The sequence below is a fragment of the Novosphingobium aureum genome, from assembly GCF_015865035.1.
Classification (GTDB): Bacteria; Pseudomonadota; Alphaproteobacteria; order Sphingomonadales; family Sphingomonadaceae; genus Novosphingobium; species Novosphingobium aureum.
In genome coordinates, this window is the sequence record NZ_JADZGI010000003.1 from 75431 (window position 1) to 98960 (window position 23530).

The following is a 23530-nucleotide window of genomic DNA, read 5'->3' on the forward strand; positions in this document are numbered from 1 at the left end:
GCGCCAGGGAACCGCAACGGGTTCGGAGAGGATGGTGGAATGACCAGATCTGCATTCTTGGTCACGGCTTCGGCCCTGGCACTTGGGGGCGTCTCGACGCAGGTACAGGCTCAGGCGCGCGGTCTCGACGAAACCGAGGTCATCGTCGTCACCGCGCAGCGCCGTGCCGAGGCGCAGGTCGACGTGCCGATCTCGATCACCGCGATCGATGCGCGTGCGCTCGAGACCGCCAACGTCAACGAGCTCTCCGACATCCAGACGCTCGCGCCCGCGCTGCGTTTCGACCGGCAAAGCCAGTTCGTCCAGCCCACCATCCGCGGCATCGGTACCAGCATCACCACGGCCGGCGGCGGCTCCAACGTCGGCATCTACGTCGACGGCTTCTATTCGCCCAATCCGGCCGAGGCTGATTTCGATCTGCTCAACGTGCGCAGCGTGCAGGTCCTCAAGGGACCGCAAGGCACGCTGTTCGGGCGCAATACCACCGGCGGCGCGATCCTCGTCGAGACCGCCGATCCCGGCGTCGATACCGCAGGCGAGTTCAAGATCTCCTACGGCAGCTTCCAGACGATCCGCACCCAGGGCTACGTCACCACCGGGCTGACCGACAATCTCGCCGTCGATCTCGAGGGTGGCTATGCGACGGGGCAGGCCTTCCAGCGCAACATCGCCAGCGGCGAGCGCGACCGGCGCTTTCGCAACTGGCAGGTGCGCACCGGGCTCAAGCTCGATCTCGGCGATGTCTCGGCCAAGCTGCGCTACCAGCACGTCGAGACCGACGATGCGCGCCCGCTGCTCTACAACATCTACGTCGACGAGGTGCTGGGCACCGGCGCACCGAGCTTCGCGCCGCCTTCGACATATACCACCGATCCCGACTATTACGCCCCCGGTGCCGATCGCAGCGTGGTGACGTCGACCAACGACATCGTCCAGCTCACCATCGAGGCCGACCTCGGCTTCGCCGAGCTGGCCTCGTTCACGCAGTACCGCGAGCAGGACGTCGATTCCTCGCTCGATCTCGACAAGACCGCGCTGACCATCTTCCAGTTCGGGCTGCCGGTCTACAACAAGACCTTCACGCAAGAGTTTCTGCTGACCTCCGCGCCCGGCCCCAGGCTGCAATATACCGCAGGGCTGTTCTACCTGTTCAATTCCGACCGCTACGAGACCTATTCCGACAACGGCGTGCCGCAGGGCTTTGGCCGTTTCCGCCTCGGCGGATCGGAAGCGCCCACGCGCAGCTATGCCGCCTTTCTCGATCTCACCTACGCGCTGTCGGAGAAGTTCTTCGTGACCGCGGGCCTGCGCTATGCCCACGACACGATCGAGAACGCCTATTACAACGTGGGGACGCAGGAATTCGGCGTCGACGACGTCAAGGGCGACAAGCTCACTCCGCGCGTGGTGCTGCGCTACAAGCCGAGCGAGGATACCAGCATCTATGCCTCCTATGCCAAGGGCTACAAGGCGGCGATCCTCGACGTCGGCGGCTCGTGCCAGAACCCGCCCGCCTTCCAGTGCAACGACGTCTCGCCCGAGAACGTCGACGCCTTCGAGCTTGGCTTCAAGACCCGGGGCAACGGGTTCAGCCTCGAGGCCGCGGCCTTCTACTACGATTATCGCAACCTGCAGGTCTCGCTCTTCACCGACGGGCGTGCCGAGATCATCAATGCCGCGCAGGCCGAGATCTACGGCGTCGAAGGTTCGGCCAGCGTGCAACTGGGCTCGGGCTTTTCGCTGAACCTCGGCGGAGCCTACGTGCATGGCCGCTATACCGATTTCCCCGGCGCGCCGGTCTACATGCCCTGCGCGCAGTTCGGCCCGGACGTCGCGGCGAGCTGCGCGGCCAGCGGCGTCTCCTATCTCAACGTGCCAGTCGACCTCGCGGACGTCGACATGCAGCGCACGCCCGAATTCACCGGCAACCTGGGTGCGCGCTGGGACGTGCCGCTGGCGGGCGGCGACCTCGCGCTTTCGGGCAACCTCTACTACACCTCCTCGTTCTTCTTCGGCCCTTCGGGCACGCAGTTCGAGGGCGGCGACTACGAGGTATTGTCGCTGCGCGCGCAGTGGGACGATGCCGACAAGCGCTTCTTCGTCGCGGTCTTCGGCGACAACGTGACCGACAACCGCTACGTCAATCAGGTCCAGTACAACAACTTCGGCTTCGGCGCGACCTGGAGCGCGCCGCGCAGCTGGGGTGTCGAGCTGGGCTACAGGTATTAGGCCGGTGCTGACCGGGGAACCCGCGCAGGCACCTGCCAGCACAGCCGCAGGCGGCGAGGCCGGAGCCGGGGCCGGAGCCGGGGCCGGAGCGTCGCCGCCGATTGCGCTGCCCGCGATGGGCTACCGCATCTACGTGCTCGCGCTGCTCACCGTGATCTCGGCGATCAGTGCGCTCGACCGGCAGATCCTCGACATCCTCGTCGAGCCGATCCGCGCCGAGTTCGCGCTTTCCGACGGACAGCTCGGCGCGCTCAACGGGATCGCCTATGCCGGTGTCTACGCGCTCGCGGTCATCCCGCTTGCGCGGCTTGCCGACCGCTATCCGCGCAAGCTCGTGATCGCGCTCGGCGTCTTCGTATGGAGCCTTGCCACCACCGCCTCGAGCCTTGCGCGCAGCTATGCCTTCCTGTTCGCGGCGCGCATGGGTGTGGGGCTGGGCGAAGGCGGGCTCAGCTCGCCCGGCCCGGCACTGCTCGCCGACCTGTTCCCCCGCCACCAGCGCGGCACCGTGACCTCGATCTACATGACCGGCCCAGCCATCGGCATGGGGCTGGCCTATGCCGTCGGCGGCTGGGTGGTCGAGGCCTATGGCTGGCGCGCCGCCTTTCTCGTCGCGGGCGTGCCCGGCCTGATCCTCGCGCCGCTGTTCTACCTGACCTTGCGCAACGTACCCAAGGGCCTTGCCGACGGACTGCAGCGCGACCCGCCGCAGCCAGGCCTGTGGCTGACGCTGCGCACCATCGTCTCGATCCGCACGATCACCTGGATGATCCTTGCGCTGGCCTGTCTCGCGCTGATGGTGAACGGACTGCTGCGCTGGATCCCGGCCTACCTCACCCGCGTGCGCGGGGTCGAGGCGGTCGAGTTCGGGGCCTGGCTCGGCACTGCGGTGGGTACCGGGAGCTTCCTCGGGCACCTGCTCGGCGGGCCGCTTGCCGACTGGGTCGGTCGCCGCGACCCGCGCCGCCAGATGATGATCGGGATGGCGGCGGCGCTCGGCGCGGCGCTGACCATCTGGGCGCTGTTCACCATCGACGCGCTAGGCGTGTTCTACGTGCTCGTCGGGTTGCTCTCGTTCACCGGCGGCATCTTCGCCGCGCCGCTGATCATGGTGTGCACCACGCTGCCGCCGGTCTGGGCGCGCGCCACCACCGCCGCGATCACGCTGATGGCGGTCTACCTCGTCGGCTACGGTTTCGGGCCTGCCTTGCTGGGCGTGCTGAGCGACGCGCTCGAGCCTGCGCTCGGCGTCGCCTCGCTGCGCGCCGCACTGCTCTCGAGCACGGTGCTGGCGCTGCCCACGCTCTTCGCCTTCTTCATGGCCGGGCGCCACTACCGCGAGGACCTTGCCGAGAGCGAGGCACGCATCGCGCGCGATGCCGCGCAGGCCGATGCCGGACCGGAGCAATCCCCCGCGCCATCCCCCAAGCCACTCAAGGAGTGACCCGATGACCCGTACGCCTCGCCGCATCCCCAACCTGCCGCGCGACGAATGGAGTGATGACGCCCGTGAGGTCTTCGCTTTCTGGGGCGAGCCCAACGCGCGCGAGGAAGGTTCGCGCACCAACATCATGATGGTGCTGGCCAACCACCCGGCGATGGCCACGCCCTACAACCACTGGTCGAAGCACCTGCTGATGACCAACAGCCTCTCGACCCGCGCGCTCGAACTGCTGATCCTGCGCGTCGCATGGCGGGTGAAGAGCGAATACGAGTGGCACAACCATGTCGGCTACGGCCTCAATGCCGGGCTCAGCCTCGAGGACATCGCGGCGATCCGCGACTACCCTGCCGATGCTGCGCGCTGGGACGATGCCGACCGGCTGGTGCTCGCCGCGGTCGACGAGCTGATCGACGACAACGTGCTGAGCGATGCGACCTGGCAGGGGCTCGCCGTGCATTACGACCGGCGCCAGATGATGGACCTGGTGATGTCGATCGGACACTACGTCATGACCAGCTGGGCGATCTCCTCGTTCGGCGTTCCCATCGAGGGCGACGTCGATCCCATCGGCTTCGACCTCAAGAGCGCTTCGGGCGAAGGTCCGAGCCGCACCTACAAGCCCGGCGAGGTCGACGACTGGGCGGCGCGAAACCGCTCCTGAGTACCCGCGCTGCATCGCCCGACCGATAGCTTGCCCGCCGCCGCATCGCGCAATTGCAGCGCGGCCCCGGCCTCGGCAGAACGAGGGCAAGGCAAGATAACGAAGACTGAGGGTGGAGACGAAGCATCATGGCAACCGACATCATTTTCCCCAAGATCGGCTTCTCGATGACCGAAGGCCAGATCGTCGAATGGTCGGTCGGCGAGGGCGAGCAGGTCAACGAGGGCGACACGCTCTTCCTGCTCGAGGCCGACAAGTCGACCAACGAGGTCGAGGCCCCCGCCTCGGGTATCCTGCGCATCGGCGTCCCGACCGGCGAGACGGTGCAGGTGGGAACCGTGATCGGCACGATCGAATAAGCATCGCTCGCAGGCGGGATAAGGGGAGAAGGTCATGACGCTCAGGGTCGGCATCGTTGGCGCCGCATGGGGCGGCATGGCCCATCTGCCCGCCTGGCGCGCGGTGCCCGGCGTCGAGGTGACGGCCGTGTGCACCTCGCGCGAGGAGAGCGCGCGCGCCGCCGCCGAAAAGCTCGGCGTCGAACGCGCGTTCTGGGATGCCCATGCGCTGTGCAGCGATCCCGACATCGACATCGTCGATCTCGGCACGCGGCCCAATTTCCGCCTGCCCTGGCTCGAAACCGCGCTGCGCTGCGGCAAGCACGTCTACAATGCCTCGCCCCATGCGCCCGGCTGGGAAGGGGCCAAGGCCATCGATGCGGCCTGGCGCACGGGCGGTTCGGTCGGCGTGGTAGACGCCTTCATCGAATATGTCCCCGCCGTGCGCCGCCAGATCGAGCTGGTGCGCGAGGGCTACATCGGCCGCCCCATCGGGGGCACCTGCCATCTCAACATCTCGCTGTTCAACCGCGCCTCCAAGCAGTTTCCCTATAACTGGTTCGCGCGCGGCGACGCGGGCGTCTCGGGCCTGCGCAACAACGGCAGTCACGCGCTTTACCCGCTGCTTGCCATGCTCGGTCCGGTCGGCGAACTGGTCGCAGACGACCGGCAGGTCCTGCCCGAATGGATCTACGAGGACGGCGACCGGGTCACGCCCGAGACCACCGATACCGGCAATGCGCTGCTGCGCTTCGAAAGCGGTGTCGTCATGCAGCTCCAGGCGGGCTGGGCGATGACCATGCACGATGGCTGGCTGCTCGACATCTACGGCACCGAGGGACGCCTCGTCAGCCGCGCGCCCACCTTCCCGAGCGCGCAGGATTGCACGCTCGAAGGCTTGCGTGCCGCCGACAAGCCCAACCCGCACGCGCCCACGCAGCTGCAACCCATCGACCTGCCCGAGACCTATCGCGCCGAACAGGGCATCGCCATCGACGCCAGCTTCCCGATCCCGCCGTGCTTTCCGATGGCCCTGTCGATGCGGCGCATGGTCGAGACTATCGAGGGGAAGGCTGGCAGTGCGCTGGCCGCGCCCGATTTCGCCCGCGCGCTCGAAGTCGAGCGGTGCCAGGAAGCGATGCGCCTCTCGCAGGCCGGGCGCCGCTGGATCGCGCTTTCCGACGTCGTTTGACCGGCCGGAATCCGGTCCCGTAACTTTCTGAATTCACGGTGTTAAATGGCGTCATGATGCTCGCCCGACGAGATATCGCCATGGCGCAGCGGCTCTCGTTGACCTTGCCGGTGGGGGCCGCGAGAGTTCCCTTCACGCAAGAAGCGAACGAGGCTTTCTCATGACCCAAGCGACTAACGCGCCGCAGCCGGATTCGGCCGCGCTCACCGATATCTACCGGCGGATGCTGCGGATCGAGCGCAACGATGACGCCATCCTCTCGACCATCCGCAAGGGGCGTCTGCAGATGCCCTATTACTCCGCGCGCGGGCAGGAGGTGATCCCGGCGACGATCTCCCATTTCCTGAGCAACGAGGACCAGATCTGCACGATCTATCGCGGCATTCAGGACATGGTCGCAAAGGACATGCCGCTGAAACCCCTCTGGGCCGAGATCGCGGGCCGTGTTGATGGCACCTGCAAGGGCAAGGGCGGGCCGATGCACCTCACGCATCCGCCAACCGGGGTGATGGTCACGACCGGGGTCGTGGGCTCCTCGATGCCGATTGCCAACGGTCTGGCCTGGGCGGCCAAGCTCGACGGATCGAAGCGCGTGGTCATCGCCTATTTCGGCGACGGCGCGAGCAATATCGGCGCCTTCCACGAATCGCTCAACCTCGCCTCCCTGTGGAAGCTGCCGGTGATCTTCGTGTGCCCCAACAATGGCTATGCCGAGCATACCAGCTTCGCCAACGGCACTTCGGTCGACCAGATTTCCAAGCGCGCCATCGGCTACGGGATGCCGGGCCATACCGTCGACGGCAACGATCCGCTGGAGATGTACGCTTACGTCCACGCCGCGGTCGAACGGGCGCGCGAAGGTCTCGGACCCACGCTGCTCGAGTGCAAGACCTTCCGCTTCCACGGCCACGTGCTGGGCGATGACAACAAGTACATGGCGGAGGGCGAACTGGCTGCGGCGATGGCCGCGGACCCCTTGCCCGCGTTCCGCCAGCGCCTGCTCGACGAGGGCCACGCGAGCGAGGATCAGCTCGCCGAGATGCAGCAGAAGATCGAGGCGGAAGTCGCCGAGGCGCGCGAATTCGGCCTCGCCAGCGAGCTGCCGCCGGTGGACGAGATCAGACGCGATGTCTTCGCGCAGGAGATGGGGGCATGAGCGTGACCAAGATGAACAGCCTGCAGGCCGTCAACGCGGCGCTGCACCAGGCCATGGCGGGCGACGACAAGATCATCGTGCTGGGCGAGGACATCGCCGATCCCGAGGGCGGCGGCGTCACCGGGACCACCGCGGGCCTATCCACCAAGTTCGGGGCCGAGCGCGTGCGTTCGACGCCGATCTCGGAACAGGCGATCGTGGGTGCCGCCATCGGCGCGGCGCTGGCGGGCTACAAGCCGGTGGCCGAGATCATGCTGATGAACTTCACCACCGTCGCCATGGACATGATCTTCAACCACGCCGCCAAGCTGCGCTTCATGTCGGGCGGGCAGACCTCGGTGCCGATCACCATCCGCACGCTGACCGGCGCGGGCTGGCAGACCGCCGGACAGCATGCCGACCATCTCGAGGGGTGGTATGCCCATGCCGCCGGCATCAAGGTCGTCGCCCCGTCGAACCCGGCGGACTACAAGGGCCTGCTGCTCTCGTGCATCGACGATCCCGATCCGTGCATCTTCATCGAAAGTGCCGGCTCGCTCTTCGTGCCTGCCGAGGTCGACGACGATCAGGGGCCGATCCCGCTCGGCAAGGCCAAGGTCGTGCAGGAAGGCACCGATCTCACCATCGTGACCTGGTCGAGCCAGACGGTGCGCGCGCAGATGGCGCTGCCCGCGCTGGCCGAGGCGGGGATATCGGCAGAGCTGATCGACCTGCGGACCGTGTCGCCCTGGGACCGCGAGACCGTGCTCGCCTCGGTCGAGAAGACCGGCCGCCTGCTCGTCGCTCACGAGGCGGTGCGCGATTTCGGACCGGGCGCGGAAATTGCCGCGACCGTCGCCGAGGAGATGTTCGCCAAGCTCAAGGCCCCGGTGCGCCGCCTCGGTGCGCCCAAGTGCCCGGTGCCCTTCGCCAAGGTTCTGGAGGACGCCTATATCGTCCAGCCCGACCAGATGGTCGCGGCGGCCAAGGTGCTGATGGCCTGACCGACTTCGCGTCCCCGGCCCTTGCAGGCGTCGGGGACGCGGTTGCCTCATAGACCGAGATCGCCGAGGCCCTTCTCGATGACCGCGCGGGCCTCGGTCTGTGCGAAGGGGAAGGAAGCGAAGAAGACGCTGGCCGAGATCGCGGGATCGACCTTGCGCGCACGCCCGAGCCAGAGCTGCGCATCGCCCGGTTTGCCCGCAAGGTGCGAAGTGAGGGCGGCAATCAGCGCGATATGCTTGTGCGCGCCCGGCATCATTGCCGCGCGCACCCCGAAGCGCGCCGCCTGCTCGGGATCGCCGAGCTGGAGCTGGGTTAGCGCGCGGCCCGAGACCATCGCATAGGCCAGCGGATCGAGCGGGCTGAGTTCGAGCGCGAGCGCGAGATCGGCGTCTGCTTCGCCGGCCTCGCCCGCCATCACGCCCACCAGACCCCGGTTGTAGACGCCTTGTGCGAAGCTCGGGCTGAGGCTCGTCGCGCGGTCGAACCAGACCCGCGAATCCTCCAGATGGCCCTCGAGCCAGCAGCAGCGCCCGAGGTTGAAATAGGCAAAGGGGTCCAGCCGATCCGCCTCGACGGCCCGGTTGGCCAGTCCGCGTGCAATCTCCGTCTCGTGCGCGCGGTCGCCCTCGAAGCGCAGGAAGGCGTTCTGGAAGTGCGTGAAGGACAGTCCGCTCAGCGCGCGCGAGAAAAAGGGATCGCGCTCGAGCGTCTGCGCGAAGAGGCGGGCTGCGAGGGTGTTGTCCTCGCAGGTGAAGCGGAACATGTGGTCGAGCCCGAGGTGGAAGCTCGCCCATGCATCGAGGTCCGCGATCGGCCGCGATCGCGCGAGGCGCACCTCGTTCTGCGGGATGTGCACCTTGAGGCTGGCGACGACCTGTGCCTCGATCTCGGGGCGCAGTGCCTGCAGTTCCTCGAATGCCGCGCTGAACCGTTCGCCCCACAGCGTCTGTCCGCAGGTGGCGTCGATCAGGGCGACCGAGATGGTGACCCCGGGCCCTGTGCGCTCGACAGCCCCTGCAAGGCAATAGCGAACCCCCAGTTCTGCGCCGACACGCTGCGGATCGATGGCGGAGCCGCGGAAACGGAAACTCGATCCGCGCGCGATCACGAAGAGCCAGTGCAGGCGGGCAAGGTCGTTGATGATGTCGGCGGGCAGGGCATCGGCGACGATGTCGTGGGGACCGAGCTCTCCCAGCCGTTCGAAGGGCAGCACTGCGATGGACGGGCGCGCGTCGCGTGTCGTGGAAGGGAGCGTGGAGAGGGGCTGGGTGGGGGAGGCGTCTTGCGGCTCGGGGCCTGCGGGTCTTGCCGCGATGGGCCCGTCGCTCGCGCGCACGTCCTGCACCCAGCGGAAGCCGCGCGCGTGGATGGTGCGGATCACGCCCTGGCGCGTGCCGTCGTCGCCAAGCGCCTTGCGTGCAGCCTTGATGCGCGCGGCGACGGCGGATTCGGAGACGATCCGGCCATCCCAGATGCGCTCGATCAGCTCGTCCTTGGTCATCATGCGTTCGCGGTTGGCGACGAGCAGCAGGATCAGCGAGAGCACTTGCGGCTCGACCGGCACGCGTGTTCCCTCGCGGCGCAGTTCGAAGCGAGCCGCGTCGATTTCGTAACCGTTGAAGGAAAAGGTGCCGGAACCTGCGTCCGTCATGCCAGCCTCTCCGGTCAAATCTTCACGAAAAGGTCAGACATCTTCACGTCCGCGTCAAGCATCGCGGGCGCCGGGGCGGTATTCCATGCTCATCGACAAGGTCACGGCCCACTGCCGGACAAGGCCGGATCGACGCAACACACAAGCCAGGAGATTGAAAAATGCCTCTCGTAACCATCGACGTCATCAAGGATGTTTTCACCACCGAGCAGAAGCACGCGCTCATCGACAAGGTCACCGAAGCCATGGTCGAGGTCGAGGGCGAGGCCATGCGCCCGGTCACCTGGGTGCGGATTACCGAAGTCGAGCAGGGCGACTGGGCCATCGGCGGCCAGCGTCTCGGCGCGGCGGACATCCATGCCATGCAGGGTCGCAAGGCAGCCTGACGCGAACGGCGTCGCAGTTTCGGGAGGGTCGCGCCGCTGGGTGCGGCCCTCCTGCACATGTGCGCTTGTGCTCAGGCTTCGAGCAGCGCGCGGCCTGCGCGCTCGTTCCAGAAGCCTGCGCTGCCGCCCAGTTCGCGGTTGAGGAATGCGCGCTTGAGGAACAGGTGGACCGGGTATTCGACGGTCAGGCCGATCCCGCCGTGGAACTGCACCGCCTCCTCGGCGACCTGCTTGTAGACCTCGCAGCAATGCGCCTTCATCGCGCCCATCGCGGTGCCTCTCGCGTCGCTGCTTGCATCGTAGAGCGCGCTGGCGGTGTCGATTGCGGCCTTGAGGTCGGCGGCGCGGTGCTTGAGCGCCTGGAACATCGCCAGCGGACGGTCGAACTGGCGGCGGGTGCCCAGGTAATCGATCGAGATGGCGAGCACTGCGCTCGCCCCGCCGAGCGCATCGCCGGCAAGCGCGAGGCACGCCAGTTCGTCGAGCCGCGCGTTGAGCGCTGCGGCCTCAGCGCCGCTGGCCAGCACGAGACGCGCGCCCCCTTCGGCAGGTTTCACGCTGAACAGCGCGCGCGAGGTATCCCAGGCAGGCGTCGGCTCGATCGTGGCACCCTCGAGCGCGACCAGCGCGATCTCTTGCACTCCACGCACCAGAACATGGCTGGCGAGGTCGGCATCGGGTACCGCCTCGAGCCCTTCGCGCCCGATGGCGAGCGAGGCGGTGAGCGGCTCGCCCGCCATGGCGCTTTCGAGCAGTTCGTCGCGGCCCGCGAAGGCTTGCGCCCCTGCCAGCGCCTCGACCGCCAGAAACTGGGCGACGAGGCCGCCGGGCACCAGTGCGCGGCCGAGCTGGGCGAAGATCACGCCGAGCTCGGCGCGTGAGAGGCCAAGGCCGCCCATGTCTTCGGGAACACCGGCCATGAACCAGCCGAGCTCCGCAACCGTCGCGCGGGCCTGTTCACGCTCGCGCACGACTTCCCAGTGCGGGAAGGCCTTGAGCGCGCTGTCCTCGAGTTCGCGGCGCATCGTGCTCATTGTCCGGCCTCCAGCTTCCAGCCTCTGGGTTCGCGGGGCATGCCCAGCATGCGTTCGGCGATGATGTTGCGCTGGACCTCGTCGGAGCCGCCGGCGATGGTCCAGGCGTAGCTGTTCATGAAGTCGGCCATCCAGTTCCCGCTATTGAGGTCGCCATAAGTGATCGGCGCGTGGAGCTGTCCGGAAAGGCCCGAGAGGGTGACGCCCATCTCGGCCCAGGCGCGCAGGCAGCGCGCGTAGGCGAGCTTGACCACCGAGGCGTCGCCGATCTTCTCCTCGTCCTCCATGCGTTTCTGCAGGAAACGGTCGGCGAGCGCGCAGACCGCATCGACCCGCGTCGCGAGCGCACCGAGGTCGCGCAGCACGCCCCTGTCTTCTGTCCTGTCGGTTCCCGCAATCTCGCTGACGAGGCGGGTCATCGCGCCGCGCATGCGATAGGACAGTTCCATCAGCGTCAGGCCGCGCTCGGAGGCGAGCGTCGCCTGCGCGACGGCCCAGCCCGCGCCTTCCTCGCCGACGCGCTGGCTGACCGGGATCTCGACCTCGTCGAGGAAGATCTCGGCAAATTCCTCGTCGCCCTGGATCTGGTGGATCGGGCGCACGCTGACCCCGGGCAAGGTCATGTCCATCAGCAGGTAGGTCATCCCGGCCTGCTTGGCGCCTTCGCTCGAGGTGCGCACCAGCAGCAGGCACATGTCGGCATATTGCGCCATGGTCGACCAGATCTTCTGGCCCGAGACGACGTAGACGTCGCCGCGCCGTACTGCCTTGGTGCGGATCGCGGCGAGGTCCGATCCGGCGCCCGGCTCGGAGAAACCCTGGCACCAGGTCTCGCCCTTAAGGATGCGCGGCAGGTAGTGCGCGGCCTGCTCCTTGCTCGCGCATTCCATCAGCGTCGCGGCGGCATGGTAGGTGGAGACGAACGAGAGCAGCAGGCGCGGGGTGTCGGCGCGGGCCAGTTCCTCGTAGATGATCTTCTGCTCAGCGAGCGAGCGACCCCCGCCCGGCCATTCGCCCGGCCAGTGCGGCACCGCGTAGCCCGCCGCGACAAGTTGCGCGAACCACGCACGCTGCGAGGCGACGAAGCCTTCGTGCGTGGACTGGTCGCGCCAGTCGCCGGGGGCATTGTCCGCGAGCCACTGGCGGATCTCGTGTCTCAGGTCTTCTGGAGTGTCGCTCATGCGCAAAGCTAGGCCAGATTGTCGGCGCTCGCTTCAAGCCCGCCGCGGCGATATCGACGCCGCGATGCTGTCGCTGCCCCCACGGCGCGGTTAGTCACCGGGCCATGGACTTCGCATGGACTTCAGCCGAACAGGCCTTTCGCGAGCGCCTGCGCGCCTTTCTCGCCAAGACCCTGCCCGAGGACTGGGAGCGCTTCTCGCAGCATGGCCCGGCCTCGCCTGCGCTGACCCGCTACGCCGAGACTTTCTGCGGCGCACTCGCCCGCGAGGAACTGCTCACCCCGCACTGGCCGGTCGAGATCGGCGGGCAGGGGCAGGACCCGTGGCATCAGGCGATCCTTGCCGAGGAAATGTGGATCGCGGGCGAGCCGCGCGGCGGCCAGTACATGAACGTCAACTGGATCGGGCCGACGCTGATCAAATACGGCAGCGAGGAGCAGCGCGCGCGCTACCTGCCGCCGATCGCCGAGGGCAGGGCCTTGTGGTGTCAGGGTTTTTCCGAGCCGGGTTCGGGCTCCGATCTCGCCTCGCTGCGCACCCGAGCGGTGCGCGACGGCGATGACTATGTCGTCAACGGGCAGAAGATCTGGACCAGCTATGCGGGGCTTGCCGATACCTGCTTCCTGCTGTGCCGTACCAGCGATGACCGCAAGCGCGGGATCACCATCCTGCTCGTGCCGATGGATACGCCGGGCATCACCGTCAGGCAGATCCCCTCGATCATCGGCGAGGGCGACATCCACGAGGTGTTCTTCGACGACATGCGCGTGCCGGCTACGGCGCGGCTGGGCGAGGAAGGGCAGGCCTGGGAGATCATCGCCTACTCGCTGCGCAACGAGCGGCTCGGCATCCCGCGCTATGCGCTCGCCCGTGCCGCGCTCGACCGGGCGGTCGCGATCCTGCGCGAGCGCGGCGACTTCGCGCGCGAGGCCGTGCGCATCGAGGCGGCGCAGGCCGCAGCCCTGTGCGAGGCGGCGCGGCTTGCCAGCTACGCCATCGTCACCCGCCGCGCCGAGGGCGAGGTGGTGGGGCAGGAGAGTTCCTCCGCGCGCTACGCCACCGTGCTGTGCGAGCGCACCGTCGCCGAATTCGTGGTCGAGCATGTGCCCGAGGCGCTGGCCGATGCGCATCCCTATCTCAAGATGCACCACCAGCGCGGCATCGTTGCCGGGATCGCGGCGGGCGCGGCGGAAATCCAGCTCAACATCATAGCCAGCGACGTGCTGGGCCTGCCGAGGGAGCCGCGCTGATGCATGTCGGACTGAGCGAAGACCAGCGCGCGATCCTCGATGCGCTCGATACCCTCGCACGCCCTTACGAAGAGGCCCCGGTACACGATGCCCCGCTGGTGGCGAGCAGCGAGGCCTTCGCGGCGCAGCTGGCCGAAGCCGGCTTCCTCGAGGTCGCCGCCGACCCGGATCTTGGCACCGCCACCGCCGCCGTGGTGGTCGAGCGTCTGGCCCGGCTGCCGTTTGCAGTGGAGGCGGGCGCGCGCGCCTTCTTCGGGCCGGTGATCGGCGAGGGGCCCGCGCCGGTCTGTCTCGTTGAGGGCACGCGCACACCGCGGCTGGTGCGCCACCTTGCTCCCGGCGCGCGGGTGATTGTGGTCGAGGACGAGCGTGTCACCTGCTTCACCGCCACTGAGGCGCAGCTTCGCAGTGAGCATGAGAGCCTTTTCGCCTACCCGATGGCGAGCCTGCTGGAACTCCCGGCGCAGCGCGAACCGCTCGCCATCACCGTGTCCGAGGCGCGCACGCGCTGGCGCGCGGCGATCGCGGCGGAAGCGGCGGGCCTGCTCGCCGCTGCATTGGCTAGCACATGCGCGCACTTGTCCGAGCGCGAGCAGTTCGGCCGCAAGCTGGCGACGTTCCAGGCGCTGCGCCATCGTCTTGCCGAGGCGCAGGTGCGCACCAACGGTGTCTACTGGATGGCGATGAAGGCTGCCGCGACGCTCGATCCGGGCGACGCCGCGCTGGCGGCCTGGCATGCGCAGGAGTCGGCCCGGGCGAGCGTCTACGATTTCCACCAGTTTCTCGGTGCCATGGGCATGACCCTCGAGCATCCGCTGCACTTCTGGACCTATCGCCTCAAGGCCCTGATCGGGGAGCTGGGCGGACGCGGCGCGAACGCGCGCGCGGCCGCCGATGCCTTGTGGGGCTGAGGCCGCCGCGCGCCGCCCCGGCCTGCCGGTAGAGCGGGTCCTAGTTGGTCCCCTTGCCGAAGGTGGGCGGCGCGACCGGGTCGAGGGCGAGCGTCGTGGTCTTGGGCTCGGTGTAGAAGGCAAGGCAGTCCGGTCCGCTCTCGCGCCCGATGCCGCTGTCCTTGAACCCGCCGAAGGGCGCGCGCAGCTCGCGCGCCATCGGGGTGTTGATCCAGACGACGCCGGTACGGATATCGCGCGAGCAGCGCAGGGCCTTGCCGACATCGCTGGTCCACACGTAACCGGCCAGCCCGAAGCGGCTGGCATTGGCGAGCGCGATCGCGTGGGCTTCGTCCCTGAAGGGAATGATCGTCGCGAAGGGCCCGAAGATCTCCTCGCGCGCGACCGGGCTGTCGTTGTCGGCGAGCACTGCGGTGGGGGCCATGAAATAGCCGCCGTCGATGTCGAGGGCGTGGCCTCCGACAATGACCTCGCCGCCCTTGGCGCCATCGGCAAAACCCAGAACCCGATCGCGGTGTTCGCGCGAGATGACCGGGCCGACCTCGGTGGCCGGGTCCATCGGGTCGCCGACCCGGATCGCCGCGGCGCGTTCGCGAAAGCGCGCGACGAACGCATCGAGGATCGAGGCCTCGACGAGGATGCGCGATCCGGCGAGACATTGCTGCCCGTTGTTGGAGAAAATCCCGGCGAGCGCGCCGTCGAGGGCCAGGTCCTGGTCGGCATCGGCAAAGATCACGTTGGCCGACTTGCCGCCCAGTTCCATTGTCGTGGGGATCAGGCGCCGTCCTGCCTCGGCGGCGATCAGGCGGCCGGTCTGGGTGCCGCCGGTGAACGAGACCAGATCGACATCCTCATGTGCGACGAGCGCCGATCCGGTGACATGGCCGCGCCCGTTGACGAGGTTGACCACGCCCTCGGGAACGCCGGCCTCGTGGATCAGCTCGACGAGGCGATGCACCGCGAGCGGGGTCAGCTCGGATGGCTTCAGCACGCAGCTGTTGCCGAAGGCGATGGCCGCCGCGACCTTCATCGAGGACAGCGCGACGGGCGCATTCCACGGCGAGATCAGCGCGGCGACGCCGACCGGCTCGCGCAGCACGGTGGTCAGATAGCGCGGGTCCTGGTTGATCGCCTGGCCGACCGATTGCGAGGCGACTTCGGCGAAGAAGCGGAAGTTCCAGGCCGCACGCGCGATCTGGGTGTGACGGATGCGCGCCATCGGCAGTCCGGCGTTCATGCATTCGAGCCAGGCCAGTTCCTCGGCATTCTCGAGGATGATGTCGCTGATCCGTCCGAGGATCTCGCCGCGCTGCTCGACCGACTTGCGCCGCCAGGGCCCTTGCGCGAAGCTGGCACGCGCGGCGCGTGCCGCGCGGTCGACTTCGTCGGCGCCGGATTCGACGAGGGTGGAGACAACCTCACCGTTTCCGGGGTAGCGTACCTCCAGCGTTCCGGCATCGGCCGGGGCCGTCGTGCAGCCGTCGATGATCGCACCGACCGAGCGGGGACATGCAAAGTGGGTGATCATGAATAGCAATTCCCAAGAGTTGACTTTATAGGCAGACAATATGCCGTGCCGCGCGATGCGGCGTGCAAGCGAGAAACCGAGCCACCTACATGAGCAGTCCAGCTTCGAAATCCACGGCACCGCCCGTCAAGAGTCCACGTAGCGGAGGACGGCGCCAGCTCGGTTCGGGCGGAGCGACCAGCCTGCCCGTCTACCACCAGCTGCACCTCGTCCTCAGCCAGCGCGTGCGCGAGGGCATCTATGCGCCGGGCAGCCGTTTTCCCTCCGAGTTCGAACTGGCCAAGGTCTTCGGCGTTTCGCGTGTCAGCGTGCGCCGCGCGCTGGGTCGGCTCGAGGAAGAGGGCCTGATCGTGCGCAAGCGCGGGGCGGGGACCTTCGTCGCCGAGCGCAGCCCGCAGGCGCGCGGCCCGATTTCGGGCGAGGTCGACAATCTCATCACCATCGGTTTCGAGACGCAGACGCGGCTGATCCGTCATGGCGAGGCTGCCTATGCCCCGCCGCAGGCCTACGGCGCGCTCGACGTGGCGATGAACGAGCCGCTGTTCGAGATCGAGCGCCTGCGTCTCTACCGCGAGCAGCCGTTCTCGCTGACCAACGTCTACTTGCGCGAGAACGAGGCCTCGCTGCTGGATCCCGAGGCGCTCGGCGCGCAGCCGGTGATCCAGGCGCTCGAGGCGGCGGGGCTGCGCTCTGCCGATGCCGAGCAGACGATCAGCGCGACGCTTGCCGACGACCGGACCGCCGATCTGCTCGAGGTCTCGATCGGCTCGGCGCTCGTGCGCGTGCGGCGTGCGGTGCGCGATCCCGAAGGGCGCACGCTGCTGTTCCAGCAGAGCCTCTACCGCCCCGATCGCTACGAGTACCATATGCTGCTCACGCGCGAGCACAGTTCGGGGCATCCGCGCTGGCGTCATATCGGCTAGGCGATACCGGCTTCGGCGCAGCGCGTGGCAAGGCCGGGGATGTGCAGGCGGCGCGGGTCCAGCCGGACCTGCGGATTGCAGTATTCGAACAGTCTTGCGGCAAGGCACAGGTTCGAGCTGAACAGCGGAACCGGGCCCTGCCAGGTGGCCAGCAGGCGCAGCGTCGGCAGTCCGGTGCCGCTCAGCAGCACCGCGTCGAGACCGTCCAGGTCGAGCCCGGCGAGAGCATCGGCAGCGTCGCTCGAGCCCAGCGCGTAGATGCCGCGCGTATCGCTGCCGGCGGTGCGGATGCGGTGCAAGGCGGCGATCTCGTAGCCATGCGCGCGCCAGTAGCGTTCCCCGGCCGCGATCAGGTCTTCGGGGTAGGGTGCGATCACCGCGATACGCCGCGCATCGATGCGCGAGAGGCAATCGTCGATGGCGTGCGTGGCGGTAATGACCGGATAACCCGCCCTGGCCGAGGCCTGTGCGACGATGGCTTCCTCGCGCTCGTGTCCGACGAGATAGCTCGATCCGGTGCAGGCGAAGCCGAAGACGTCGGGGCGATAGCTGTCGTAGCTTTCCAGCGTCTCGCCCAGCCCCTCCAGATAGGCCTCGAGGCGCGCCGCGGGCGTTGCCGCGGTGCTGCGCAGCCGGGTCGCGGCAAGGGCACAGCTGCGCGGCAGGGCAATCGCCATTTCCGCCTCGACCGTCGGATTGGCCTGGGGCGTGCCGATGCCGATGCGCCCGCCCTGGCCGTAGTCGGCCCGGTGTTCAGGTCGTTGCTCGAGGCTGCGTGCGGGAACATCGGCCATGTCAGGCGATCTCGGCGGCGCGGCGAAGGCCTGCGATCATGCTCGATTCGAGCACGCGATCGTAGTGGCGTTCGGGGTCGGCGGCGAGCGCCTTGAGATCGGCGAAGATCGCCTGGCGCGCGGACTTGTCGCGTTCCTGCATGCGCGAGCGGTTGGTGTTGGCCTGCGCGAGGATGTCGGCCGAGACGATGGGACGGCGCTGGCGCGTATAGCGGTCGAGAATGCCGGTGTCGCCCGAGGCGAGCACGTCGCGGATCGCCTCGCTCAGGCAGAAGGCGTCGTGGATGCCCCCGTTCATGCCCATGCCGCCGGAGGGCGAATTGATGTGCGCGGCATCCCCGGCGAGCGCGACCCGGCCCACGCGGAAATCCGAGACGATGCGCCGGTGGACGCGGTAGCGGCGCACCTCGTCGACGTCGTAGCGCTCGCCCGGGCGCGGCACGATGCGCTGCAGCTTGGCCTCGATGCGTTCGGGCTCCATCGCCTCCTCCATCGTCTCGCCCGCATCCGGGTAGAGGCTGACCCGCCAGAACTGGGGCAGGCGCAGCAGGCTGTAGGTCCCGGCCTCGGTCCACACGTAATTGGCGTTGCACAGCCCGGGCAGATGGTCCTCGAAGGGGAAGGTGGTGGTCGCGAGGATGGTTTCCTCGGGGTAGGTCTCGCCGTCGAGCGAGAGGCCGACTTGCCCGCGCACCGTGCTTTTCGCCCCGTCGGCGCCGACCAGCACGTCGAATTCGAGCGTCTCGCTCTCGCCCCCGCGCTCGGCGAGCACGGTCACCTTGTCCGCGTCCTGCGTGACCGAGGTGACCTTCGTTCCCATCATCACGGTGACCAGGTCCATCGCCTCGAGCCGTTCCATCAGCGCATGGGTCAGCCAGTGCTGTTCGCACTGCAGGCGGTAGGGGTGGGCGGTGTCGTCCTTGAGCAGCGCGAGGTTGAACTGCACGTTCTCGCCGGTCTCGTGGATGCGGATCTGCCAGCTGGGGCAGATGCGTCCCTTTTCGAGCAGGTAGGGCGTGATCGCGAACTCGTCGAGCAGGTCGAGCGTGGGCGGATGGAACGTCGAGGCGCGCAGGTCGCGCTTCAGTTCGGGCTCGAGTTCGATGACGACGCTGGCGATTCCCATCTGTGCCAGGCGCATCGCGCAGGTCAGCCCCACAGGCCCGGCACCCACGATTCCCACTCTGTGCTGATTCATGTGTGTTTCCTCATTGATCCATGTCCTGTATTACTATAAATACAACTTACGCAAGCGCACTCTTTCGCTTTGTGCAAGACAGGACGGCCCCGGCGCCGAGGTGGGATGAAGCTTTGTGGCAGGATTGAACGGGCTGCTGGGCGCGGGTGAGCAGGCAGGCAGACGCTGGAGCGCGATAGCGGCACCGCTGCTCTCGCTGGCCGTGCTCGTCCTCGCCACGGCGAGCCTGCTGTTCTTCCTGCTGCGCTTGTCGGGCGACCCGGCGCTGGTCATCGCCGGGGGTGAACCCACGCCGGCCCAGCTCGATGCGATCCGGGCCGAATATGGCTTCGACCGGAGCCTGTGGGTCCAGTATCTCGCCTTTCTCGCCGATCTCGTGCGGCTCGATTTCGGCCTTTCCTTCGCCAGTGGACGGCCCGCGCTCGACGTCGTGCTCGACGCTTTTCCCGCGACCGTGCTGCTTGGTGCACTGGGCATGGGGCTGACCTTGCTGGTGGGCATCCCGCTCGGCCTGTGGCTGGGCATGAACCCGCAGGCCCGCGCGCGGCGCATCGTGCGCGGAATCGTGTTCTGCCTGCAGGGCGTGCCCGGCTTCATCGTCGCGCTGCTGCTGGTGCAGGTCTTCGCCATCCAGCTCGTCTGGCTGCCCGCACTGGGCAGGGCAGGGGCGCAGACCTGGATCCTGCCCGCGGTCTCGATCATGACCTTCATGGCGCCCACGCTTGCGCGCCTGCTGGAGGCGAACACGCAAGTCGCCGCCGCCTCGCCCTATGTCCTGACCGCAAGGGCGACCGGGGCGAGCGAGCTGGGCATTGCGGTACGCGAGGTCGCGCGCAACGCCCTGCTCGGCACGCTTGGCTACATCGGCGCGCAGGTCGCGTTCCTGATGACCGGGCTGGTCGTGCTCGAATCGATCTTCGCCTGGCCGGGCATCGGCTGGTTGCTGGTCCAGTCCACCACCAACCTCGATTTTCCCGTGGTGCAGGCAGCCGTCCTGCTCATCGTCCTCGTGATTGCCATGGTCACCGCGCTGACCCGGCTCGCCCAGCGCTGGCTCGACCCGCGCATCGGCGGCGCCCATGGCTGAGCGCGGAGCCATGACGGGGGCAGGCTTGCCGTGGAGCGCGCGGGTCGGGCTGGCCTTGCTCGTGCTGCTCGTCCCGCTCGCGCTGGCCGGGCCGGCTTTCGCGCCCGATCCGCGCGCGGTCGAGCTTGGCGAGCGCCTGCTCGCTCCGGGTGCGGGTCACTGGCTGGGCACCGACCAGCTCGGGCGCAGCGTCGCGAGCCGGCTGGTGTCGGGGCTGGGCTGGTCCTTTTCCATCGCCGGGGGAGCGACCGTGATCGCCTGTCTCGTGGGCAGCCTCGTCGGTCTCGCCAGCGCGCGCGCCACTTCGCTGCCGGCGCGGCTGCTGGGAGAGCTCACCGCGCTGGTGCAAAGCCTGCCCTCGTTCGTGATTGCGATGACCGCGGTGGCCATCTTCGGCAATGGCGGGCGCAGCGTCACGCTGGTGCTGGGCCTTGCCACCTGGCCGGTCTTCGCGCGCGTGGTGCAGGCCGAGGCGTCGAGCCTGCTCGTGCGCGAATACGTGCTGGCCGCAAGGGCGATGCAGATGAACACCTTGCGCCTCTATGCCCATCATGTCCTGCCCGGACTGGTGCCCAGCATCGTAACCCTGCTGTGCCTGCACTTCGCCGAGATGCTCATCGCCGAAAGTGCGCTTTCCTTCCTCGGCATCGGTGCCGAGCTGGGCCAGCCGACCTGGGGGGTGATGCTGAGCAATCGCGCGCCTACCTGCTGAGCGCGCCCTGGCTCCTGCTGGTCCCCTCGCTGGCCATCGTCGCAGTCGTCATCGCGCTCAATCTCGTGGGCGACGCAGTGCGCAGGGAGGCGCGGCGATGAGCGATCCGGTACTGGCGGTCGAACACCTGTCCATCGCGGCCCGCGCCTCGGGCGCGGCGATCCTGCGCGACGTGAGCTTTTCGCTCGAGCGCGGCAGGGTGCTGGGCATCGTCGGCGAATCCGGTTCGGGCAAGTCGACCCTCGCCATGGCGATTGCCGGGCTGCTGGCCCCCGGCCTTGCTGTTAGCGAGGGCAGTATCACGCTCGAGGGGCAGGACCTCGCCGCACTGTCACCGCGTGACCGGCGCCGGCTCAATGGCAGCGCCATCGGTTATGTCTTCCAGGACCCGCTGGCCGCGTTCAACCCGGTAAGGCCGATCGGTTCGCTGCTGATCGAGACGCTCATGCGCCATCGCCGGATCGGCCGGAGCGAGGCGCGCGAGATCGCCGCGGCGCGGCTGGCGCAGATGCAGCTGCCCGATCCCGAGGGCATTCTCGCGCGCTACCCGCACGAGTTGTCCGGCGGGCAGCGCCAGCGGGTGATGATCGCGCTTGCGGTGCTCAACGATCCCGGCCTGCTGATCGCGGACGAGCCGACCACCGCGCTCGATGCGACCGTCCAGCTCGGCATCCTCGCCTTGCTGCGGCGCGAGGCCGCGACCCGCGCCTCGATCCTGATAACCCATGACCTGGGCGTCGCGGTCTCGCTGTGCGACGAGATCATCGTGCTGCGTGAGGGCGCGGTCGTCGAGCGCGGCGGGGCGCGCGCGCTCGTGGCCGATCCGCGCGAGGACTATACGCGGATGCTGGTCGATGCCGCCGCGAGTTTCGGCCTGACCCGGCCCGCGCCAACAAGCGAGGGACCATGACGAAGCCGCTGATCGAACTGCGCGATGTCGCCATACGTTACGGCCGGGGCGCAAGGGCGCCGACCATCGGTCCATGCTCGCTGCAGGTCGCGGCGGGCGAGATCGTCGCGCTTGTGGGCGAGTCGGGTTCGGGAAAGTCCTCGCTCGCCCGTGTCGCTGCCGGACTGCAGCAGGCTGACCAAGGCACCGTGCTGCTGGGGGGCGAGATCGCTGCGGACCTGCCGCGCGGCGCGGCAAGGGCCTTGCTGCGCAGTGTGCAGATGGTCTTCCAGGACCCTTCGAACTCGCTTAATCCCAATCAAACGGTGGCTCGCACGATCCGCGAACCGATGGTGGTGCGCGGGTTGCGCGATCGCCCGGCGATGGAGCGTGCGCTCGCGGGGCTGATGGAGCTGCTCGGCCTGCCGGAAAGGCTGCTCGGCGCGAAACCGGCAAGCCTCTCGGGCGGCCAGAAGCAGCGCGTCGCGATCGCGCGGGCGCTGGCGATGGAGCCGCGCGTGCTGGTCTGCGACGAGGCGCTCTCGGCGCTCGACGTGGTCAATCAGCTGGCCGTCGCGCGCCGTTTCGAGGCCTTGCGCGGACAGGGGCTGGGCATGTTGATGGTCTCGCACGACCTCGGCATGGTCCGCCGCCTCGCCGACCGGGTGATCGTGCTGAGGGCAGGGCGGATCGTCGAGCAGGGCAGCGTCGCGCAAGTGCTCGACGAACCTGCCGATGCCTATACCCGTGCGCTGGTGCGCGCGACGCCCGATGTCCTGCGCGGAGGCCTCGACCTCACTGCGCTCGATACCCTCGCCACGCAGGAGATCCTCGAGATGGGAGACCACCCGTGAACGTTCGAGACCTTCGCCACGATCTTCTCGCCCGGCCCGAGCCGGAGCAGGAGAGCCGCCAGCGCGCCGTCGTCGCCCTGCGCCGGATCGTTTCGGGAAGGCTGCGCGCGCGCAACCTGCCGGCTTACGAGGCCGAGGCGCTGCCCGCCTATCGCGCCGCTCGGGCAAGCGAACCCGAAACCCGCGAGGAGATCGCGCAGGCCCTGTTCCTCTCGCCCGGCTATCGTACCTGGAGTGCTCTGGCGCGTGCCTCGCAGGAAATGATCTGGCTGACCGTCGGCGAGCCCGTGTTGCGCCAGCAGGAGCGCATCGCCGAAGCGGCGCACCGTCTCGGGAACGGCGCGCGGCAAGGTGCGGGCGGCTCGCTCGCGCTCGACCCTGCCTTCGAGCCGGTTGCCGAGATCGCCGATATCGACATCCACCTCCAGCCCGGCGGCTATGCGCTCGAGCGTCACGGCGAGGACTGGCTGGCAGGCGCGCTCTACGAGGCAGGTGGCAATATCTATGCCTTCGGGCAGGGCATCGGCAAGGCCGACAGCAAGGCAGGGGCGGTCATGCGGCACCTCGAGCAGGTCCGTCCCGGCTTCGCGCCCGCGCGCATTCTCGAGATCGGGTGTTCGGCGGGGGCTGCGAGCTGTGCCTGGGCGCTCGCCTTCCCCGAGGCCGAGGTCCAGGCCGTCGATATCGGCGCAGGGATGCTGCGCTATGCCCATGCCCGCGCCGAGGCGCTGGGGGCACGGGTCCATTTCCACCAGGCCGACGCGGCCGCGCTCTCCCGCTTCGAGGATGGCGGGTTCGATCTCGTCGTCTCGCACAACCTGCTGCACGAGATCGGGCGCGACAAGCGCAGGGCGATGATGCGCGAGGCGCACCGGCTGGTCGCGCCCGGCGGCCTCGTCGTTCATCAGGACGTGCCGACCCGCTTCGTCGAGGGCGAGGTCGCGCAGGTCGAGCGGGCCTGGGACGTGCGCTTCAACGGCGAGGCCTTCTGGAGCATCTACGCGGGCGACGATCTTCTCGCCGACATGCGCGAGGCGGGCTTCGCGCCCGACCGCGTCGCGCAGCTCAAGCTGGAAAAGACCGACGGGCGCGGCGGCTGGTACCTGCTCGAGGGACAGGCTGGCTGAC

General features: G+C 68.3%; 22 protein-coding genes. 16 read left to right on the top strand and 6 right to left on the bottom strand.

The window, feature by feature from the left end; genetic code table 11:
- The first annotated feature begins 39 nt into the window (after positions 1–39).
- The 7 genes from I5E68_RS15925 (at position 40) to I5E68_RS15955 (ending at position 8003) form a co-directional block, all read left to right on the top strand.
- Positions 40–2229 (top strand): TonB-dependent receptor, encoded by a 2190-nt coding sequence (locus I5E68_RS15925; protein ID WP_197165826.1) that lies wholly within the window; start codon positions 40–42, stop codon positions 2227–2229.
- A 4-nt stretch (positions 2230–2233) separates the two neighbouring features.
- Complete coding sequence (locus tag I5E68_RS15930) at positions 2234–3673, top strand: spinster family MFS transporter (RefSeq protein WP_197165828.1); 1440 nt, start codon at positions 2234–2236, stop codon at positions 3671–3673.
- A gap of 4 nt (positions 3674–3677) precedes the next feature.
- The gene (locus I5E68_RS15935) at positions 3678–4334 is read left to right on the top strand and encodes a carboxymuconolactone decarboxylase family protein (RefSeq protein WP_197165830.1); all 657 of its coding nucleotides are present in this window, start codon (positions 3678–3680) and stop codon (positions 4332–4334) included.
- Positions 4335–4462: 128 nt separating this feature from the next.
- Positions 4463–4693, top strand: coding sequence for a biotin/lipoyl-containing protein (locus I5E68_RS15940; RefSeq protein ID WP_197165832.1), 231 nt, complete (start codon positions 4463–4465; stop codon positions 4691–4693).
- Between the two features lie 34 nt (positions 4694–4727).
- The gene (locus I5E68_RS15945; protein WP_197165834.1) at positions 4728–5864 is read left to right on the top strand and encodes a Gfo/Idh/MocA family protein; all 1137 of its coding nucleotides are present in this window, start codon (positions 4728–4730) and stop codon (positions 5862–5864) included.
- Between the two features lie 160 nt (positions 5865–6024).
- On the top strand, positions 6025–7020 hold the full coding sequence (locus I5E68_RS15950) for a thiamine pyrophosphate-dependent dehydrogenase E1 component subunit alpha (RefSeq protein ID WP_197165836.1): 996 nt from the start codon (positions 6025–6027) through the stop codon (positions 7018–7020).
- Positions 7017–8003, top strand: a complete 987-nt coding sequence (locus tag I5E68_RS15955; protein WP_197165838.1) for an alpha-ketoacid dehydrogenase subunit beta — start codon at positions 7017–7019, stop codon at positions 8001–8003. Before I5E68_RS15950 ends, I5E68_RS15955 begins: the two co-directional genes overlap by 4 nt.
- 47 nt (positions 8004–8050) lie before the next feature.
- On the opposite strand, the gene I5E68_RS15960 is transcribed toward I5E68_RS15955, so the two are convergent.
- Positions 8051–9655 (bottom strand): winged helix-turn-helix domain-containing protein, encoded by a 1605-nt coding sequence (locus tag I5E68_RS15960; RefSeq protein ID WP_197165840.1) that lies wholly within the window; start codon positions 9653–9655, stop codon positions 8051–8053.
- Positions 9656–9816: 161 nt separating this feature from the next.
- Here I5E68_RS15960 and I5E68_RS15965 point away from each other — a divergent pair, with 161 nt between their 5' ends.
- A complete protein-coding gene (locus tag I5E68_RS15965; protein WP_197165842.1) occupies positions 9817–10041 on the top strand; it encodes a tautomerase family protein in 225 nt (74 codons plus the stop codon).
- Between the two features lie 71 nt (positions 10042–10112).
- Here I5E68_RS15965 and I5E68_RS15970 read toward each other — a convergent pair whose 3' ends face one another.
- Complete coding sequence (locus tag I5E68_RS15970; RefSeq protein WP_197165844.1) at positions 10113–11075, bottom strand: acyl-CoA dehydrogenase family protein; 963 nt, start codon at positions 11073–11075, stop codon at positions 10113–10115.
- A complete protein-coding gene (locus I5E68_RS15975) occupies positions 11072–12256 on the bottom strand; it encodes an acyl-CoA dehydrogenase family protein (RefSeq protein WP_197165847.1) in 1185 nt (394 codons plus the stop codon). The genes I5E68_RS15970 and I5E68_RS15975 overlap by 4 nt, the downstream gene beginning before the upstream one ends.
- Positions 12257–12360: 104 nt before the next feature.
- Here I5E68_RS15975 and I5E68_RS15980 point away from each other — a divergent pair, with 104 nt between their 5' ends.
- Both I5E68_RS15980 and I5E68_RS15985 read left to right on the top strand, forming a co-directional pair.
- A complete protein-coding gene (locus tag I5E68_RS15980; RefSeq protein WP_197165849.1) occupies positions 12361–13506 on the top strand; it encodes an acyl-CoA dehydrogenase family protein in 1146 nt (381 codons plus the stop codon).
- Positions 13506–14417: an acyl-CoA dehydrogenase family protein gene (locus tag I5E68_RS15985; protein ID WP_197165852.1), complete on the top strand. Its 912-nt coding sequence runs from the start codon at positions 13506–13508 to the stop codon at positions 14415–14417. The genes I5E68_RS15980 and I5E68_RS15985 overlap by 1 nt, the downstream gene beginning before the upstream one ends.
- Positions 14418–14457: 40 nt before the next feature.
- Here the strand turns inward: I5E68_RS15985 and I5E68_RS15990 are convergent, their stop codons facing one another.
- Positions 14458–15945 carry an aldehyde dehydrogenase gene (locus I5E68_RS15990; RefSeq protein ID WP_197165854.1) on the bottom strand — a complete coding sequence of 496 codons (1488 nt, stop codon included), beginning with the start codon at positions 15943–15945 and terminating at the stop codon, positions 14458–14460.
- Positions 15946–16034: 89 nt separating this feature from the next.
- Here I5E68_RS15990 and I5E68_RS15995 point away from each other — a divergent pair, with 89 nt between their 5' ends.
- Positions 16035–16868: a GntR family transcriptional regulator gene (locus I5E68_RS15995; RefSeq protein WP_197165856.1), complete on the top strand. Its 834-nt coding sequence runs from the start codon at positions 16035–16037 to the stop codon at positions 16866–16868.
- Here the strand turns inward: I5E68_RS15995 and I5E68_RS16000 are convergent.
- Both I5E68_RS16000 and I5E68_RS16005 read right to left on the bottom strand, forming a co-directional pair.
- The gene (locus I5E68_RS16000; protein WP_197165858.1) at positions 16865–17662 is read right to left on the bottom strand and encodes a maleate cis-trans isomerase family protein; all 798 of its coding nucleotides are present in this window, start codon (positions 17660–17662) and stop codon (positions 16865–16867) included. The two genes, I5E68_RS15995 and I5E68_RS16000, sit on opposite strands and share 4 nt — an antisense overlap.
- Position 17663: 1 nt before the next feature.
- Positions 17664–18860 carry an FAD-dependent oxidoreductase gene (locus tag I5E68_RS16005; protein WP_197165860.1) on the bottom strand — a complete coding sequence of 399 codons (1197 nt, stop codon included), beginning with the start codon at positions 18858–18860 and terminating at the stop codon, positions 17664–17666.
- Positions 18861–18975: 115 nt separating this feature from the next.
- Between I5E68_RS16005 and I5E68_RS16010 the strand changes: the two genes are divergently transcribed.
- The 5 genes from I5E68_RS16010 to I5E68_RS16030 all read left to right on the top strand — a co-directional run bounded on the left by I5E68_RS16010 (position 18976) and on the right by I5E68_RS16030 (position 23529).
- Positions 18976–19947, top strand: a complete 972-nt coding sequence (locus I5E68_RS16010) for an ABC transporter permease (protein ID WP_197165862.1) — start codon at positions 18976–18978, stop codon at positions 19945–19947.
- A complete protein-coding gene (locus I5E68_RS16015; RefSeq protein WP_197165864.1) occupies positions 19940–20659 on the top strand; it encodes an ABC transporter permease in 720 nt (239 codons plus the stop codon). The genes I5E68_RS16010 and I5E68_RS16015 overlap by 8 nt, the downstream gene beginning before the upstream one ends.
- Positions 20660–20756: 97 nt before the next feature.
- The gene (locus I5E68_RS16020; protein ID WP_197165866.1) at positions 20757–21569 is read left to right on the top strand and encodes an ABC transporter ATP-binding protein; all 813 of its coding nucleotides are present in this window, start codon (positions 20757–20759) and stop codon (positions 21567–21569) included.
- On the top strand, positions 21566–22402 hold the full coding sequence (locus I5E68_RS16025; RefSeq protein ID WP_197165868.1) for an ABC transporter ATP-binding protein: 837 nt from the start codon (positions 21566–21568) through the stop codon (positions 22400–22402). Before I5E68_RS16020 ends, I5E68_RS16025 begins: the two co-directional genes overlap by 4 nt.
- Positions 22399–23529 carry a class I SAM-dependent methyltransferase gene (locus tag I5E68_RS16030; protein WP_197165870.1) on the top strand — a complete coding sequence of 377 codons (1131 nt, stop codon included), beginning with the start codon at positions 22399–22401 and terminating at the stop codon, positions 23527–23529. The genes I5E68_RS16025 and I5E68_RS16030 overlap by 4 nt, the downstream gene beginning before the upstream one ends.
- Position 23530 lies beyond the last annotated feature (1 nt).